19 protein-coding genes are annotated in these 14,369 nt (G+C 73.6%); 14 read left to right on the forward strand and 5 right to left on the reverse strand.

Annotated features, from left to right (window positions below; translation table 11 throughout):
- Positions 1-557 precede the first annotated feature (557 nt).
- Complete coding sequence (locus PP1_RS19915; RefSeq protein ID WP_075315247.1) at positions 558-1,814, forward strand: MinD/ParA family ATP-binding protein; 1,257 nt, start codon at positions 558-560, stop codon at positions 1,812-1,814.
- A gap of 85 nt (positions 1,815-1,899) precedes the next feature.
- Positions 1,900-3,012 (forward strand): IS110 family transposase, encoded by a 1,113-nt coding sequence (locus tag PP1_RS19920; protein WP_083697246.1) that lies wholly within the window; start codon positions 1,900-1,902, stop codon positions 3,010-3,012.
- Between the two features lie 443 nt (positions 3,013-3,455).
- Here PP1_RS19920 and PP1_RS19925 read toward each other — a convergent pair whose 3' ends face one another.
- Both PP1_RS19925 and PP1_RS19930 read right to left on the reverse strand, forming a co-directional pair.
- On the reverse strand, positions 3,456-3,686 hold the full coding sequence (locus tag PP1_RS19925) for a hypothetical protein (protein WP_010224112.1): 231 nt from the start codon (positions 3,684-3,686) through the stop codon (positions 3,456-3,458).
- Between the two features lie 81 nt (positions 3,687-3,767).
- Positions 3,768-3,980 carry a BldC family transcriptional regulator gene (locus PP1_RS19930; RefSeq protein ID WP_010224110.1) on the reverse strand — a complete coding sequence of 71 codons (213 nt, stop codon included), beginning with the start codon at positions 3,978-3,980 and terminating at the stop codon, positions 3,768-3,770.
- A gap of 352 nt (positions 3,981-4,332) precedes the next feature.
- Between PP1_RS19930 and PP1_RS19935 the strand changes: the two genes are divergently transcribed.
- The 3 genes from PP1_RS19935 (at position 4,333) to PP1_RS19945 (ending at position 5,482) form a co-directional block, all read left to right on the forward strand.
- The gene (locus PP1_RS19935; protein WP_139323971.1) at positions 4,333-4,692 is read left to right on the forward strand and encodes a hypothetical protein; all 360 of its coding nucleotides are present in this window, start codon (positions 4,333-4,335) and stop codon (positions 4,690-4,692) included.
- Positions 4,692-5,012 (forward strand): DUF6355 family natural product biosynthesis protein, encoded by a 321-nt coding sequence (locus PP1_RS19940; RefSeq protein WP_010224107.1) that lies wholly within the window; start codon positions 4,692-4,694, stop codon positions 5,010-5,012. The genes PP1_RS19935 and PP1_RS19940 overlap by 1 nt, the downstream gene beginning before the upstream one ends.
- A 68-nt stretch (positions 5,013-5,080) precedes the next feature.
- Positions 5,081-5,482, forward strand: a complete 402-nt coding sequence (locus PP1_RS19945) for a DUF4229 domain-containing protein (RefSeq protein ID WP_083697245.1) — start codon at positions 5,081-5,083, stop codon at positions 5,480-5,482.
- A 6-nt stretch (positions 5,483-5,488) separates the two neighbouring features.
- On the opposite strand, the gene PP1_RS19950 is transcribed toward PP1_RS19945, so the two are convergent.
- The 3 genes from PP1_RS19950 to menE all read right to left on the reverse strand — a co-directional run bounded on the left by PP1_RS19950 (position 5,489) and on the right by menE (position 9,464).
- Positions 5,489-6,361, reverse strand: coding sequence for a 1,4-dihydroxy-2-naphthoate polyprenyltransferase (locus PP1_RS19950; RefSeq protein ID WP_060574778.1), 873 nt, complete (start codon positions 6,359-6,361; stop codon positions 5,489-5,491).
- A gap of 89 nt (positions 6,362-6,450) precedes the next feature.
- A complete protein-coding gene (locus tag PP1_RS19955) occupies positions 6,451-8,028 on the reverse strand; it encodes a hypothetical protein (protein WP_010231339.1) in 1,578 nt (525 codons plus the stop codon).
- 260 nt (positions 8,029-8,288) lie between these two features.
- Complete coding sequence (gene menE, locus PP1_RS19960; protein WP_337819675.1) at positions 8,289-9,464, reverse strand: o-succinylbenzoate--CoA ligase; 1,176 nt, start codon at positions 9,462-9,464, stop codon at positions 8,289-8,291.
- A 174-nt stretch (positions 9,465-9,638) separates the two neighbouring features.
- Here menE and PP1_RS19965 point away from each other — a divergent pair, with 174 nt between their 5' ends.
- The 9 genes from PP1_RS19965 to PP1_RS20005 all read left to right on the forward strand — a co-directional run bounded on the left by PP1_RS19965 (position 9,639) and on the right by PP1_RS20005 (position 14,365).
- Positions 9,639-9,833: a hypothetical protein gene (locus PP1_RS19965; RefSeq protein WP_060574780.1), complete on the forward strand. Its 195-nt coding sequence runs from the start codon at positions 9,639-9,641 to the stop codon at positions 9,831-9,833.
- Positions 9,834-10,128: 295 nt separating this feature from the next.
- On the forward strand, positions 10,129-10,344 hold the full coding sequence (locus tag PP1_RS19970; protein WP_010231132.1) for a hypothetical protein: 216 nt from the start codon (positions 10,129-10,131) through the stop codon (positions 10,342-10,344).
- Positions 10,341-10,697 (forward strand): hypothetical protein, encoded by a 357-nt coding sequence (locus PP1_RS19975; RefSeq protein WP_010231136.1) that lies wholly within the window; start codon positions 10,341-10,343, stop codon positions 10,695-10,697. Before PP1_RS19970 ends, PP1_RS19975 begins: the two co-directional genes overlap by 4 nt.
- Entirely contained in the window at positions 10,694-11,737 is a 1,044-nt protein-coding gene (locus PP1_RS19980; RefSeq protein ID WP_010231139.1) for a tyrosine-type recombinase/integrase, read from the forward strand. The genes PP1_RS19975 and PP1_RS19980 overlap by 4 nt, the downstream gene beginning before the upstream one ends.
- A 140-nt stretch (positions 11,738-11,877) precedes the next feature.
- Positions 11,878-12,036, forward strand: coding sequence for a hypothetical protein (locus tag PP1_RS19985; RefSeq protein WP_010231142.1), 159 nt, complete (start codon positions 11,878-11,880; stop codon positions 12,034-12,036).
- On the forward strand, positions 12,033-12,356 hold the full coding sequence (locus tag PP1_RS19990) for a hypothetical protein (RefSeq protein WP_010231144.1): 324 nt from the start codon (positions 12,033-12,035) through the stop codon (positions 12,354-12,356). Before PP1_RS19985 ends, PP1_RS19990 begins: the two co-directional genes overlap by 4 nt.
- Positions 12,357-13,075: 719 nt before the next feature.
- Positions 13,076-13,543 carry a Panacea domain-containing protein gene (locus PP1_RS19995; RefSeq protein ID WP_029239589.1) on the forward strand — a complete coding sequence of 156 codons (468 nt, stop codon included), beginning with the start codon at positions 13,076-13,078 and terminating at the stop codon, positions 13,541-13,543.
- Positions 13,540-14,040: a hypothetical protein gene (locus PP1_RS20000; protein ID WP_139323970.1), complete on the forward strand. Its 501-nt coding sequence runs from the start codon at positions 13,540-13,542 to the stop codon at positions 14,038-14,040. The genes PP1_RS19995 and PP1_RS20000 overlap by 4 nt, the downstream gene beginning before the upstream one ends.
- Before the next feature lie 100 nt (positions 14,041-14,140).
- On the forward strand, positions 14,141-14,365 hold the full coding sequence (locus PP1_RS20005) for a hypothetical protein (protein ID WP_139323969.1): 225 nt from the start codon (positions 14,141-14,143) through the stop codon (positions 14,363-14,365).
- Positions 14,366-14,369: the final 4 nt, after the last annotated feature.

Consider the following 14,369-nt stretch of genomic DNA (forward strand, 5'->3'; position numbering starts at 1 on the left):
CCGGTGTGGGCACCCGGACGCCACCGTCCGGGTCGGCGTGGGGCAGCGAGCTGCCCGACGTCGACGACGACCTGGTCGACGAGATCGACCCCTCCACCCCGCCGCACGGCCTGGACCTGTCCGCCCTGCACCGCGCGTCGCCCGACGTCGCCGAGGACCCTGCGCCCGGCACCTCGCCAGGCCCCGGGGAGGCGGACGGCTCCGGCGACGACGCGGCCGGTGGGGACCGGCACGACGACGGCAGGCACCGCGCCGCCGACCCGGCCGCGGCGTCGGAGACCGACCACGGGCCCGACGACACCGGGCTCTACCGGACGGGCGGTGGCGATCCGGAACCGTGGTGGACGGTGCCCGCGCCCGCCGCCCGCGACGACTCGGACGACGAGGTGATCTGGCGTCGCCCGGACGCACCGGCCGCCCGCGACGAGGCCGCCGAGCCCGGTGCCGCGGACCCGGTCACGGGGCAGGCCCCCGCCGGGACGCGGGCCCCGGACCCGGCGACCGACGAGGCGCCCGCGCCGCGCCAGGAGGCTGCGCCGCCCCGGGACACCGACCCGGTGGCCGGTGCCCCGTCCCGGGAACCGGCCCGCGGGTCCGCTCCGGCCGCGGAACAGGTACCGGCAGCCGCGGCGGAACCGGATCGTCGTCCGTCCCGCGCGGGTGACGGACCCGCGGCGCGGCCCGGGGAGCGGCCCCGTGGCGAGGACCCCGCCCGCTCCGACAGCGTGGCCCGGCCTGCGGTGGAGCGACCCTGGCGCGCGTCCTGGGACCGCGACGCTGCCGAGCGCGACGCCACCGACCGCGGCTCCCGGGAGGAGCCCCGGCGCCCGCGCTGGACGCCGCCGGAGGCCGTGGAGGCCCGCGCCGCCCAGCACCGTCGCGGCAGCGAGCCGCACGGCGGCCTGGACCTGGCCCCGTCCCGGGGCGCCCACGGGGCCCGCCGCGCTCCGGCGAGCGGCTGGCGCCGGCTGGTCTACGTGCTGACCCGCGGGCTCGTGAACCCGGGCGAGAGCCCCGCCGAGATCCACCGCCGCGAGCTGGTCTCCCGGCTGAACCGCCCCCTGATCAGCTCGCACAAGATCGCGATGCTGAGCCTGAAGGGCGGCGTCGGGAAGACGACGGTGACCGCCACCCTGGGCGCGACCTTCGCCTCGCACCGGGGCGACCGGGTCGTCGCGGTCGACGCGAACCCGGACCGCGGCACGCTCAGCCAGAAGATCCCGCTGGAGACGACGGCGACCGTCCGGCACCTGCTGCGCGACTCGGACAAGGTGCGCCGCTACAGCGACGTGCGCGCCTACACCTCGCAGGGCGTGTCCCGGCTCGAGGTGCTGGCCAGCGAGCAGGACCCGGCGGTGTCGGAGGCGTTCAGCGAGGACGACTACCGGCGCGCGGTCGACCTCCTCGAACACTTCTACAACCTGGTGCTGACCGACTGCGGTACCGGGCTCATGCACTCCGCGATGTACGGGGTGCTGGGGATGGCCGACCAGCTGGTCATCGTGTCGTCGGGCTCCATCGACGGCGCCCGCAGCGCCTCGGCGACGCTGGACTGGCTGGACGCGCACGGCTACGGCCCGCTGGTCCGCAACGCCGTCGTCGTGATCAACACGGTCTACCGGCGGGCCGGGGGCGGGGTCGACCTGGACCGGGTCGCGGAGCACTTCGCCGGGCGGTGCCGGGCGGTGGTGCGGGTGCCGTTCGACCCGCACCTGGAGGAGGGTGCCGAGATCGATCTCGACAGCCTGGAGGAGCCCACCCGGACGGCGCTGCTGGAACTCGCGGCGGCCGTCGCCGACGGGTTCCCGGTCTAGACCGTATGAAAGGCCGGCGCCTCGCTCGTAAGTTGGCGCGGGTCACCGTCAGCGGGTGGCGGTGCCGCAATTACGGGAGGCGCCGGTGTCTGGAGAGGGTACGTGGGTCGGGCTCGACGTTCACGCTCGTTCGGTGGTCGGCTCAGCCATCGACGAGGCCAGCGGGGAGATCTCGACTCGGCGGGTCGGGCCGCGGACCGAGCAGATCGTGGAGTGGGTCCGGAACCATCCGGGGCCGGTGATGGCCTGCTATGAGGCCGGTCCGACCGGGTTCGGCCTGGCCAGGGCTCTGGCCGCGGCCGGGATCGCCTGTGAGGTGGTGGCGCCGTCGAAGCTGGAACGCCCGGCCGGTGACAAGGTCAAGACCGACCGCCGTGACGCGGAGCGGCTGGCGCGGCTGTTGCGGATCGGGGAGCTGCCCGCGGTGCGGGTCCCGACCGAAGCCGAGGAGGCTGCTCGGGATCTGGTTCGGGCCCGCGAGGATGTCCGCACCGATCTGATGCGGGCCCGGCACCGGCTCTCGAAGTTGCTGCTGCGCCAGGGACTGGTCTGGGACGCCACGGCCTGGACCGGGGCGCACGAGCAGTGGCTCCGTGGGCTGCGCTTCGACCGCCGCGGCGTGCAGCTTGCTTTCGACGAGGCCTTGGACGCGGTGTTCACCGTCGGGGCACGGCGGGATCGTCTCGACGCCGCGATCGTGGAGATGGCCGAGACCGCTGCCTTGGCCGGGCCGGTGGGGCGGCTGCGCTGTCTGCGTGGGGTCTCCACCCTGACCGCAGTCGGGCTGTGTGTGGAAGTCGCCGACTGGCACCGGTTCACCGGCGCCACGATCGGCTCCTACCTCGGTCTGGTCCCCTCCGAGGCCTCCTCCGGGGCCCGACGGGTGCAGGGCCAGATCACCAAGACCGGGAACACCCACGCGCGTCGGCTGCTGGTCGAGGCGGCCTGGCACCACCGCCGTCCACTACGGACCAGTCGGGAGCGTGCACGGCGGGCCGACGGCCAACCCGCCATGGTCCGAGACCGGGCCGAGGCCGGAAACCGCAGACTGCACCAGCGATGGACCAGGCTCGACCGGCGCAAGAAGCGGCCCACGATCTCGGCGGTCGCGGTCGCCCGCGAGCTGGCCGGCTGGTGCTGGAGTCTCGCCGTGCTCGACGAACGCACCCCAGAATCCACAACGACTCCGCCGGGCTAACCCCGGCGCGGCACCACAGACCCCGGCGGGGTCCGGGCAGGAGCAGGCAGCGCGAGGAGCGACCCGCGACACAGCTATGAGCAGCTCAGGTCCCGCGACCACGATCGCGGACCCGGGGCGACGCTCGACCCTAGACTCGCGGACAGCTCCCGACGGATATCCGGTCATGCGGTAACCAACCCGCGCATATCAGCCTGACCGCGCGTCGCGACGACATGCCTCCACCAGCCCGGACCCGCCGGACCCATAGCCACCCTGACCAGCAACGATGCCGAGCCATCGAGGCCAACTCTCCCTGCCCACTTGACAGGAAAGGCCTCCATATCAGCTGTACTGCCCGGACACACGGAAGGGCGGCCCGCCGCAGCCGGCGGACCGCCCTTCGTGGAGAACGGTCGGGGTGGACCCGGGGGTCCTGGGAGGTGTCCGGGCGCGCGCCCGGGTCAGGCGCGGTCGGGCGGGTCCTCCTCGTTGCGGACCTTCTCGTCCAGCTGACGCAGGAAGTCGGGGTCGTCGTCGGGACCGGTCGTGCGTGGTCGCTCGGACTTCTGACCCGCGGACCACGGGAAGTCGGGTCGTGGGAGCCGGTCGGAGACCACCTGCTCGGACCGGAGGGTCCTCACGAGCAGAACAGCGACGACGGCCGCACCGAGCAGAAGGATCAGGAACAACATCAGGCCACCTCCGCTGTCCAGCGTAGCGAAGGTGGCCTGACGTACGGGTGAAGTCGTGCGTTCACCCGGAGGTCGTGTGACTCAGCGGAGGCCGGGGCTGGCCTCACTGGTCAGGTCGGCCAGGAGACCGCGGACCTCGGACTCGCGGAACCGGCGGTGGCCGCCCGGGGTCCGGATCGAGCCGATGCGTCCGGCGGACGCCCAGCGGGTCACGGTCTTGGGGTCGACGCGGAAGAGCGTGGCCACCTCGCCCGGGGTCAGCAGTCGCTCGGGGGCCTGCGTCGGAGCTGCCATGGAATCCTCCCGGAAGTGCAGCGTGGTGCCGTGTGCGGTGCCGTCCCGGCGAGATCGCCGACCGGGCACCGCTCGGTGTTCCGGGCCATCGTGACACCACAGACCCCAGGTACTCGAACGGTTGTCGGTAGGTAAAGGGTTCTTAAAGGGCAAACGCGACGATCCGAGTCAATCGGACAGCCCGGGCGAACGTGTCCCGTTCCGGACACCGTCACGCGATCCTGTGGCGCCGCCCATGGTGCCTGATCCCGGCGCGCGCTCGGGAGCCCTCCCGGGACCCCCGGACCACACTCCGGCCCGCCGGACCCGCTGCAGGAGCGGGTTCCGAGGACGTCGAGGCAGGGAGAGAACGGTGCGTGGACCGAGTCGTGTGATGGTGCTGGGGGTGGCCGCCGTGGCGGTCACGTCGTTCGTGGGGGCGCTCGGCCCGGCCCCCGACGCGGAGGCGGTCGCGTGCGGGTACAGCCGGCAGCTGGAGGACGTGCCCCCGACCGGGTTCAGCGCCGCGCTGGGCCCGATCAGCGCGCCGATCGGCGGGGGTCAGCGGCAGATCGGTCACTGGGGCAACTGCTCGCCCGGCAACCAGAAGGTCGCCGTGCAGCAGGCGAACGGGGCCGCCCCGACCGTCTGCGTGACCCCGGGGGACACCCGGCTGGGCCTCGCCACCGGCTCCGAGGGCATCACCGGTGCGACCGCGCAGGGAGGCTGCTGATGCGGCGCCGCCTGCGCGGGATCGTCGGGGGGACCGTGGCGGCGCTGGCCGTCGGGTCCGCGGTCGTGGCGGGCGCGGGAACCGCCGTCGTCGCCGGTGCGGGCACCGCGGAGGCGGCCAAGTGCGGGTACTCCACGCTCGAGAACGACACGACGAACAACAAGGCGAACTACCTCAACTGCTCGCCGGGGAACGAACGCATCCGGGTCGAGTACACCTACGCGACCGAGGAGAAGTGCGTGACGCCCGGTGACACCCCGCTCTTCGCGAACCCGGACCTGGGCGCCGTGCGCAACGCCGTCCCGATCGGGACCTGCTGAGCGACGCCGCCGGCCACCGGGGTCCGTGGCCGCTCGCCGGTCGCGCGGCGGTCCGTACCCTGGTGGCCATGACGTCTCCGACTCCGCCGCCGCAGGCCGCGGCGCGGGCCCGCGCCGGCGAGCCCGGGCCGGCCGCCACGGTGGCGCTCTACGCGTTCGCCCGGCTGGGCCTGGTCGCGGTCATCGCGCTGCTGCTCGGGTTCGCCGGGGTCCCGCTGCTGGTGGCCTTGCTCGTGGCGCTGGTCGTCGCGCTGCCGCTGTCGATGGTCCTGTTCCGCGGGCTGCGCGCCCGGCTGGACCGGGCGGTCGCCACGGCGACGGCCCGGCGCTCCGCGGAGCGCGAGTCGCTGCGCGCCCAGCTGCGCGGTGACGTCGGGCCGCCGCCCGCTCCGGAGCAGGACGCGCCGGCCGGCGCCGACGAGCCCCCGGCGCGGGACGACCAGGGCGGGGAGCGCGCCGACCGGTCCTGAGGACGGTCAGCCGATCGCCAGGCCCACCGCGACGGCGACCGCCCAGGCCAGCAGCAGCAGGCCGGTGTCGCGCAGCACCGGGATCAACGCCGGCCCGTCCGCGCCGCCGAGCACCGTGCGCACCGGCCGGACCGCCGCGGGCAGCGCGAGCAGCGCGACGACCAGGCCGGGCCGGTCGAACGCCGCCCCGACCGCGATCACGAAGGGCACCAGCGCCGTCAGCACGTAGAGCAGCCGCGTGCCGCGGTCGCCCAGCCGGACGGCGAGGGTCCGCTTGCCCGCGATCCGGTCGCCCGGGATGTCACGCAGGTTGTTCGCGACGAGCACCGCGCAGGTCAGCAGGCCCGCACCGGCCGAGGCCCCGACGGTGGCGGCGTCGACCGTGCCGGCCTGGGTGAACGCCGTCCCCAGCACCGCGACCGGTCCGAAGAAGACGAAGACCGCGATCTCGCCGAGCCCGGCGTAGCCGTACGGGCGGGTGCCGCCGGTGTAGAACCAGGCCCCGACGATGCACAGCGCGCCGACGGCGATCAGCCACCACTGTCCGGACACCGCGGTGAGCGCGAGCCCGGCGAGCGCGGCGACCCCGAAGCAGGCGAACGCGGCCGCCTTGACGGTGGCCGGCTCCGCCGCGCGGGAGCCGACGAGCCGCTGGGGGCCGACGCGGTCGTCGTCGGTGCCGCGGATGCCGTCGGAGTAGTCGTTCGCGAAGTTGACCCCGATCACCAGCGCGACCGCCACGACCAGGGCGAGCAGTGCTGCTCCCGGGGCCACGGCACCGGCGCCGATCGCGGCGCCGGTCCCGACGAGTACGGGGGAGATCGCGGTGGGCAGGGTGCGCGGGCGCGCTCCCTCGATCCACTCTGCCGTCGTGGCCACGGGGCGAATCTATCCCGATCCGGTTCCGGCCGACGCCGGAGCGCGGCCGGTGCGGGGGTGAACCCGGCCACCGGCCGGCGACGGCGGGGTCAGCGCGTGCCCGAGGGCCCCCGCTGGGCCGACCCGGGGACGGTCCCCGCGGCGGCCTGGCGGTCACCGTCGGGCACCGAGCCGTTCTCCGGGCCGTCGTCCGGGCCGTCGACCGGTTCGTCACCCGGCTCCCCGCCGGCGTCCGGCGTGGTGGAGGTCCCGCCCGTCGCGGTTCCGGACGGGGTGGCCGGGTCCGGGGTGTCCGAGGAGGGGCTCGACGGGGTGGCCGGGGCGGTGCCCGGCGTCTCCGGCTCGTCGGCCGGAGCGGTACCGGGGGTGGTCGGGGCCGCCGCGGCGTCGTCGTCCGCGGGGCCGGGTGCGGCACCGGGCCCGGCGGGGGCCGCGGCGCAGCCCGGCACGTCACCCGGGAGCTGCGCGAACGCCGACGACGGCAGGTACTGCTCGTCCCCGATCCGCACGAAGTCGCCCTCGGTGCACTGCACCGGCACCTCGGTCGCGTCGACGGCGATCCCGACGGACTCCGCACCGGCCTCGGGCCGGGCGAGGATCTGCACCTCCGGCGCGCCCTCGGTCTCGACCGCGGACAGCCGCTGCGAGCCCGTCCACAGGTAGTCGACCTGGACCTGCGAGTTGTCCTTCAGGCCGAGGACGTCCCAGAAGATCCCGTCGCCGAGGTCGATCCCGGCCGGGTTGGCGGGCTTGCGGTCGAACTGGTCCTTGCCGCCGTTGTGCCCGTCGTGGAAGGCGGCCGCGGCCTGCGGGAGGCCCTGCGGCAGGTCCTTCCACATCTGGCGCTCGTTCGAGGGGTTCCAGTAGTCGTCCTTGGTGTTCCACGGCCCGATGTCCCAGACCGGCGCGATGGCGCACCTGCCGTTCGGCGCGCACACCTTCACCGAGTAGTCGGTCTTGCCGTTGGCCGACAGCGCCCGGCGGGAGGGCAGCGCGACGAAGCGGTCCCGCGGCGCGATCTTGTGGCCGTTGGCCGTCGTGCCGCCCTCGAGGCCCTCGCGGGTCGCGAACACCGAGTAGCTGCGCGGCGCGGCCTCGGCCTGCGGACCGGACTCGGCGTCGGCCTCGGACTCGGTGGCGGGCTCGGCCGTGAGCGTCACCTCCCGCACCGACGGCGACGCCGTCCCGGTGGAGCTGAGCACGAGCCTGCCCTGCACCTCGCGGACGGTCTCCGGGAGCTCCGCGCGGTCGCCCTCGGCCGGGATCCACTCGGTCCAGCCGCCGCCGGGCTTGCGCCCGCGGACGTCCATCGTCGCGGACGACCCGGGCGGGGTGTCCGCGACCAGGGTGGACCCGACCTCGCGGGTGGGGGCGTCGAGAGTGTGCGGTTCGAGGGTCAGCAGCCCGGTCGGCACGACGCCGACCGGGTCGGCCGACGCCTCGGCGTCGCTGCTCTCGTCGGCCGGTGCACCGACCGCCGTCGCCCGGTCGAACCGGGCGCCGCCGTCGTCGACGACGACGCCGGGACCGCTGCCCCCTGACAGCTCCGGCTGCCAGCTCGCCCCGGGCTCCGCCGCGACGGCGGGCACCACGGCGACCGCACAGAGCGCGCCGGTGGCGGCGAGCAGACCGACACCCCGCAGCCCGGTCCGCGTGATCCTGCGCATGTCGACAAACCCCCGCTGCATCGTGTGACTCGTGTGACGACCGTGATTCCGGTGATCCCTGTGGACCGTGTGTCGTCAGTGGCTGAAGCACACTCGATGTACAGGCGGGGCGCAACGCACGCTGCGTTAACCAACTCCAAGGTGTGTACGTCCGTTTCACTGGACCGGGTGGCTCTCTCTCCACCCGGCGCGGCGCGTTCGGTAGCGCTCCGCGACCGGTGATTCCGGTGGGTGATCGGACCGGGCGGACGACGGCCCGGTCAGCTCGCCGGGGCGAACAGCCTGGCGACGGCGGCCCGGTCGGGCTTCCCGATCCCCCGCTCCGGGACGGCCGCGGCGCGGCGGATCGTCCGCGGGACCGCGGCCCGGCCGCACGACGCACGCACGGCGTCCTGCAGCGCGGAGTCCGGCGGAGCGCCGTCGTCGGTGGTCACCACCAGCGCGGCCACGACCTGGCCCCACTCCGCGTCCGGGAGCCCCACCACGCAGGCGCCGCCCACCCCGGGCAGCGCCAGCAACGCCCGCTCGACGGCCGCCGGGGCGACCTTCTCGCCGCCGGTGTTGATCACGTCGTCCGCCCGGCCGAGCACGGTCAGCCGCCCGTCGGGACCGAGCTCACCGAGATCGCCGGTGCGGAACCCGTCCGGCCCGAACGACGCGGCGGTGGCGTCCGGCGCGCCGAGGTAGCCGGCGGCGACGACCGCCCCGCCGAGCACCACCCGTCCGGAACCGGGCTCGATCGTCACCGATACACCCTCCAGTGCGACACCGTCGTAGACCGACCCGCCGCAGGTCTCGCTCATCCCGTAGGTGGCGACCACCCGGATCCCGGCCGCCTCGGCCCGGGCCCGCAGGGCGGGATCGAGCGCGGCCCCGCCGACCAGCACGGCGTCGTAGCCGGCGAGCGCGTACAGCGGGGCGGAGCCGTGGTCGAGGACGCGGCCCAGCTGGGTCGGGACGAGGCTCGTGTAGCGGCGGTCGCCGTGCCGCATCCGGCCGGTGGCCCGGGCGAACCCGGCGGGCCGGAATCCCTCGCGGACGTCCTGCACCACGCACGCCGTCCCGGCCAGCAGGGCCCGCGAGACCACCTGCAGTCCCGCGACGTGCTCGGCAGGCAGCGCGAGCAACCAGGCCCCCGGCCCGCCGAGGCGGTCGTGGGTGGCGGCGGCGGAGGCGCGTAGCGCGTCACCGGTCAGCGCGACGTGCTTCGGTTCCCCGGTCGATCCCGAGGTGGCGACGACGGCGGCGAGCCCGTCCGGCAGCGCCCCCGCGGCGACGGCCCTGGCGACCGGCTCCGGCAGCGGCGGCTCGCCGCCCGGCGCCGCCCGCACCGGCAGGACCGCGGGCCCGGCGCCGTCGAGCGCGGAGCGCAGCGCCGCGGCCAGGCGCGTCACCGACTCGGACGATCCGTCCACCCCGACCACACGCACGTCCATGGGGGACCAGCCTGCCACCGTGACGATCGCGACCGTCGGTGGCGTCCGAACGGAGCCTTCATCAGATGTGACGAATGAGGTAGGGGAGCTGCAACGGACCGCCGCTCCCGCACGACAGGCCGGACGAGAGCGGCGGCACCACGTCCCGCTCCGCGGAGGTCGAAGGAGCTCCCCATGTCGCACAGCGCACCCGCCGGCTCGTCCCCGACCGGCAGCCCGCGTTCCCTGCGTTGCCGCAGGCCGGCCGCGACCGGGCACCGCGCCGCCGCCGGCGAGCTGGCCGCACTGGCGTTCCTCAGCCCGGTGCCCGCCGCCCCGGCGGCCGCGCGGCCGGCACCGGTGCCGCACCCGCGCCCGTCGGCGGAGTGATCAGTAGTGCCAGGGGCACCGCTGCTGCGGTTCTCCTGGCACTGCGCTTGACCTGCGCGAGCGCTCCGAATCTGCCCGCTGGCCTGCGGGAGTTCGGTTCCCGCCCGCCTCTTCGCGTTCCCGACTCTTCCCGCCTGGCCCGTGTCGCGCACTGCCCACGCACGGCCCGGCGGTGTCCAACTCGGACACGTGGTCCTCCTGGTCTTCCGGACGTACCTCAGCCCGTCATGAAGACGGCCCGGGCCGGCGCAGCAACGCCGGTACCCCGGGCCTTGATCGCCCCAGGAGGCGACCCGTGTACGAGTACACCACCCCACGCGGCCGAGCGGCCGCATCTCGATACACCGAGCTCATCACGGCCGTGCGCTCCCGCCGGCTGAGCCGCGACCAGTCCCGCCGCATTATCCGCGCGCTCCGCGTGCTCGAGCAGGAGGCCGGCCACGACCAGTCGCCGCCCGAAGACATCCTCGCGCTCGCGATGGGCGTCGGCGTCGTTCGGGACGCGTCGTGAACGCCCCGAAGCCGACGCTGACCGACCGCGTCGAGAACCTCGAGGACAGCGAGGAGCGGCTCCGGCTGACCGAGGATGAGCTCCTCGCCTACGAGCGAGCAGAGGCCTATCTCCGGTTGCTCCACGCCCGCAGCAGCCTGGCGGCCGCCGCGCTCGAACCGCGGTGGTCGTTCGCCCTGGCTGCGGTTGACGCCGGCGCCAGCCTGACCCGGGTCGCCGACGCGGCCCACCTCGACGTCGACGAGCTGCGTGTCGGCATCAACGCCTGGATCGACCGACAGCTCGCCGCCGGGTACATCACCGCCGTGCACGCGACCGCGGCGCGCACGTTGCTCGCGGGGGCCGTCCGATGAGCGCGCCGACCCTGGCCCGGCCGGGCACGCTCTGCCTCGTGCCGGACGGGCTCACCGCCCGGGATGCCGAGGTGCTGCTGCAGGACGAAGCTGTTCGCCGCGAGAACGAGGAGATCCTTCGCCGCTACCTGTCCGCGGTCCGGCTGCGCTGGCGTCCGAACACGGTGCGGGTCCGCGAGATCCAGCTCGGGCGTTTCGCCAGGTGGCTCTACCCGACTCCCTTGACCGAGGCCAGCGAGGACCAGGTCGTGGACTTCCACGCTCAGCTGGACCTCAGCGCCGAGGGCGTCAACGGCTACGTGTCGGCGCTCAGAGGGTTCTACGGCTGGCTGTCGGTCCGGGCCCGCCCGAAGGTGCGCAGCGACGATCCGACCGAGCTGCTGGAGCGGCCCCGGGTCCCGCGACGTGCACCGCGGCCGGTGCTGGCCCGGGACTATCAGCTCGCTCTGGCCTGCGCGATGTCCGACCCGGTCATGTACGCCTGGCTCGGCCTGATGGGCTGCTCCGGGCTGCGTTGCTGTGAGGTCGCGTGGTTGCGCTCCAGCGACGTCGAGGAACGGGCGGACGGCACCGGCCTACTGCACGTGACCGGCAAGGGTGGGCACGTGCGCACCGTGCCGGCGGGCACGGACCTGATGACGGTGCTGCGCCCGTTCCTCGAGGCCCGGCCGACGGGACACGTGTTCGCTCGCCCGCTCGACGGCGGACCGCACACCCCGGACCGGGTGTCGCAGCTCGTCGCGAAGTTCCTCCGCGGGATCGGCGTGCAGGCGACGGCGCACCAGCTCCGGCACCGGTTCGGCACGGACTATCACGAGATCGATCAGGATGTGTTCCGGCAAGCCGAGCTGATGGGGCACGCCTCGGTGGAGATGACCCGCCGCTACAGCGCGGTGTCGGCGTCCGCGGCGTCGCGGTACGTGGAGCACCTGACCCGGTCACAGCTGGCTGGGACTGCAGGCCGGGTCGCGGTCCGGAAGCCGGCGGACCGGCACGGCCGAGCGGAGCGCTCGGGGCGTCGTGAAGGGCGGAGCCAGTGAGCGCGCCGCTGGAGGCGGTCCGGTGCCTTCCGGACTGCCGCGGTGCGTGGGTCGGACCGGACCACCGGTGCGTTACTCGACTGGTCACGCTGCCATGTCCGGCGCGCCCGGACGGCCGCGACCGCGCGCTCGTGGTTGAGGTGGACCGCGAGGACGACGGCCATCGGACCGTGGTCCTGGCGGCAGTGGACCGGTCATCCGGGCGGTACGTCGGCGACCCGGTCGAGGTTGCGCCGGGCACGGTGGTGCGCGCTGCGGCGGCTCTGCTGCGGGCCGGCGTGATGGCGGTCCGGTCGTGACCGGGCCGGACCGGGTGCTGACGATCGAGCTGGTCGACGCTGGCCTGGATCGCGTCAACCGGGCGATGGACCGAGGTCGGATCGCGCACGTCCGGGGACGGCTTGACCGAGCCGGACTGGCTGCCCGGATGACCGTCCTTCACCGCCGGCGGGCTCGCTGGTGGGCGGTGCTGGAACGGACCACGATCAACGATGCTGCGGTCCACGTCGTCTACCTGCGAGCCGTAGTGCTCGCGCGCGGTGAGGCCGAGGAATCGGCCCGGTGGTGGTCCGAGGAGGTCGCCCGGGTGGGGCCAGCCCGTCCGCGGGTAGCTCGGTGAGCCGGCGTGTGCGTGAGTCGACCGATGGCGGGGCATCGCGGCCGACCGTGCTTGGTTCGCGACCAACGTCAAGCACCGTTCGCTGCTAGGTATAGCAGCGGTGCTAGCAGGGCTACGGCGCTCTGACCTGCGAGCTAGCGGCTAGCGGGTGTGAAGCGCATCGCTGTCGATCCCCCTCTCGGGAGCAGCTGGAGGGGGATCGACAGCGCTTGTGCTAGCTCCGGGCGTCTGCAGCTGGCGTCGGCTGCCGTTGATCGCTCGGCTGAGGAGATCGGTTGCTGTCGGCGCGCCCTGCCGCACTCCGGGGAGCAGCCACGTCAGGGTGACGACGGTGATGTCCCATGCGCAGAACGTGACGACTCCGCGGCGGCGGTGGATCCAGCGGACGCGGAACCTTCTCGCGGGCGACGAACACATCGTCGCTCAGGTCCACCGCGGGTCTGGAACCGTCGGACTGTCCGTGGCCGGCGGGCCAACGGTCGTCCTGGAGCCATCTGAGGTCCAGCGATTGCGCGCGCTGCTCGCCGAGGCTGGCGCCCAGGCACTCACCGATCGCGGTGGTTGGTGACGAACAGTCGTGAAGCCGTGATGCGACACACCCGTTCGAGTCGTCACCGCGTGACAGGACTGAGACGTTGAGCAGGTAACAGTAGGAACTACGGGTGCGACAACACCCGGGCATACCCGCCGTTCGATCTAGGAAGCGAGGGAAGCCATCGATGGCACGCGTCGAAGACGTTGCCGCCTACATCCTCGCCCAGCGCGGCCGGATGACAGCCATGAAGCTGCAGAAGCTCTGCTACTACTCCCAGGCCTGGCACCTGGTCTGGCGGGAGATCCCGCTGTTCGACAGCGAGGTCGAGGCGTGGGCGAACGGCCCAGTCGTCTACGACCTCTACAAGCTCCACCGTGGGAAGTTCACGCTCTCCGGACCCGACGACATCCGAGGCGGCAACCCTGAGGCTCTCGACGAGCACGAGCGCTTCGCGATCGAGACCGTTCTCGACGCCTACGGCGACAAGTCAGCGCACTGGCTCAGCGAGCTCACCCACGCCGAGGACCCGTGGCGACTCGCTCGCGAGCAGGAAGGCCTCGCAGACCGTGAGCGCGGGAACGCCGTGATCTCGCTGGACTCGATGTTCGAGTACTACGACGGGCTGACGAGCTCCAACGCTGACGAGCTGTGAGCCAGAGGAACAAGCCGCCGAGGAAGAAGGCGGCGGTCGACAACCGTCAACGGCCTCGGATGGCCTCCGACGCGAAGCCGGGCGGCATCCCGACCCCGCGGCGGGAGCGCACGTTCAACCCGGGGAACACGGAGGGGAAGGTCGTCGTCCAGCTCGGGAAGGCGGACGTCGAGGGCCCGTGGTGCTTGAGCCGCATCACTCCGGATGATCACGTCGCTCTGCTCCAGCGGATCGCCAGTGTCGAGTCGATGACCGTCCGAGAGGTCTTCAACACCAGTGGCGGGGGCCTAGGGGTCGACTACCAGATCGACGCCCTACCGAACGCTGAGGCAGTACGACGCCTCGTCACGCTGGAGTACGACGACGAGACCCAGATCAGCAGGATCAGGGTTAGTGGGACGGGCCGGTTGTTCGGGTTCAGGAAGGGTGAGCGGTTCTACGTGCTGTGGTGGGATCCGCTGCACGAGATCTGGCCGAGCCAGCTGAAGCACACATAGCGGCGGGCGCCACGCGGTCGAGACGGGCACGGCGGAGGCATTGGAGGCTGAACGAATGGCTCTGCAAGACACCCCGAGCTCGGCCGGGGACAGCATGCGGATGGCCATCGAGCTCGTGATGAGCGCGCTCGTGCTGTCCGACGAGGAGTTCTTCCGGCGCCTTGTCGATGTACCCGAGGAGCAGCGGTTGCCCGTCCTCGCCGGACTCAGCAACCTGGGGCTGCACCTTGCGGAGCTGTTGGCGCAGGCGTCCGGGCGTCCGGGCGCTGGGCCGGAACATGTGCTGCAGCTCGTCTCGCAAGAGCTCGCCGCCCGGGGGAACTAACGTC

The sequence above is a fragment of the Pseudonocardia sp. P1 genome (genome assembly GCF_000178675.2).
Classification (GTDB): domain Bacteria; phylum Actinomycetota; class Actinomycetes; order Mycobacteriales; family Pseudonocardiaceae; genus Pseudonocardia.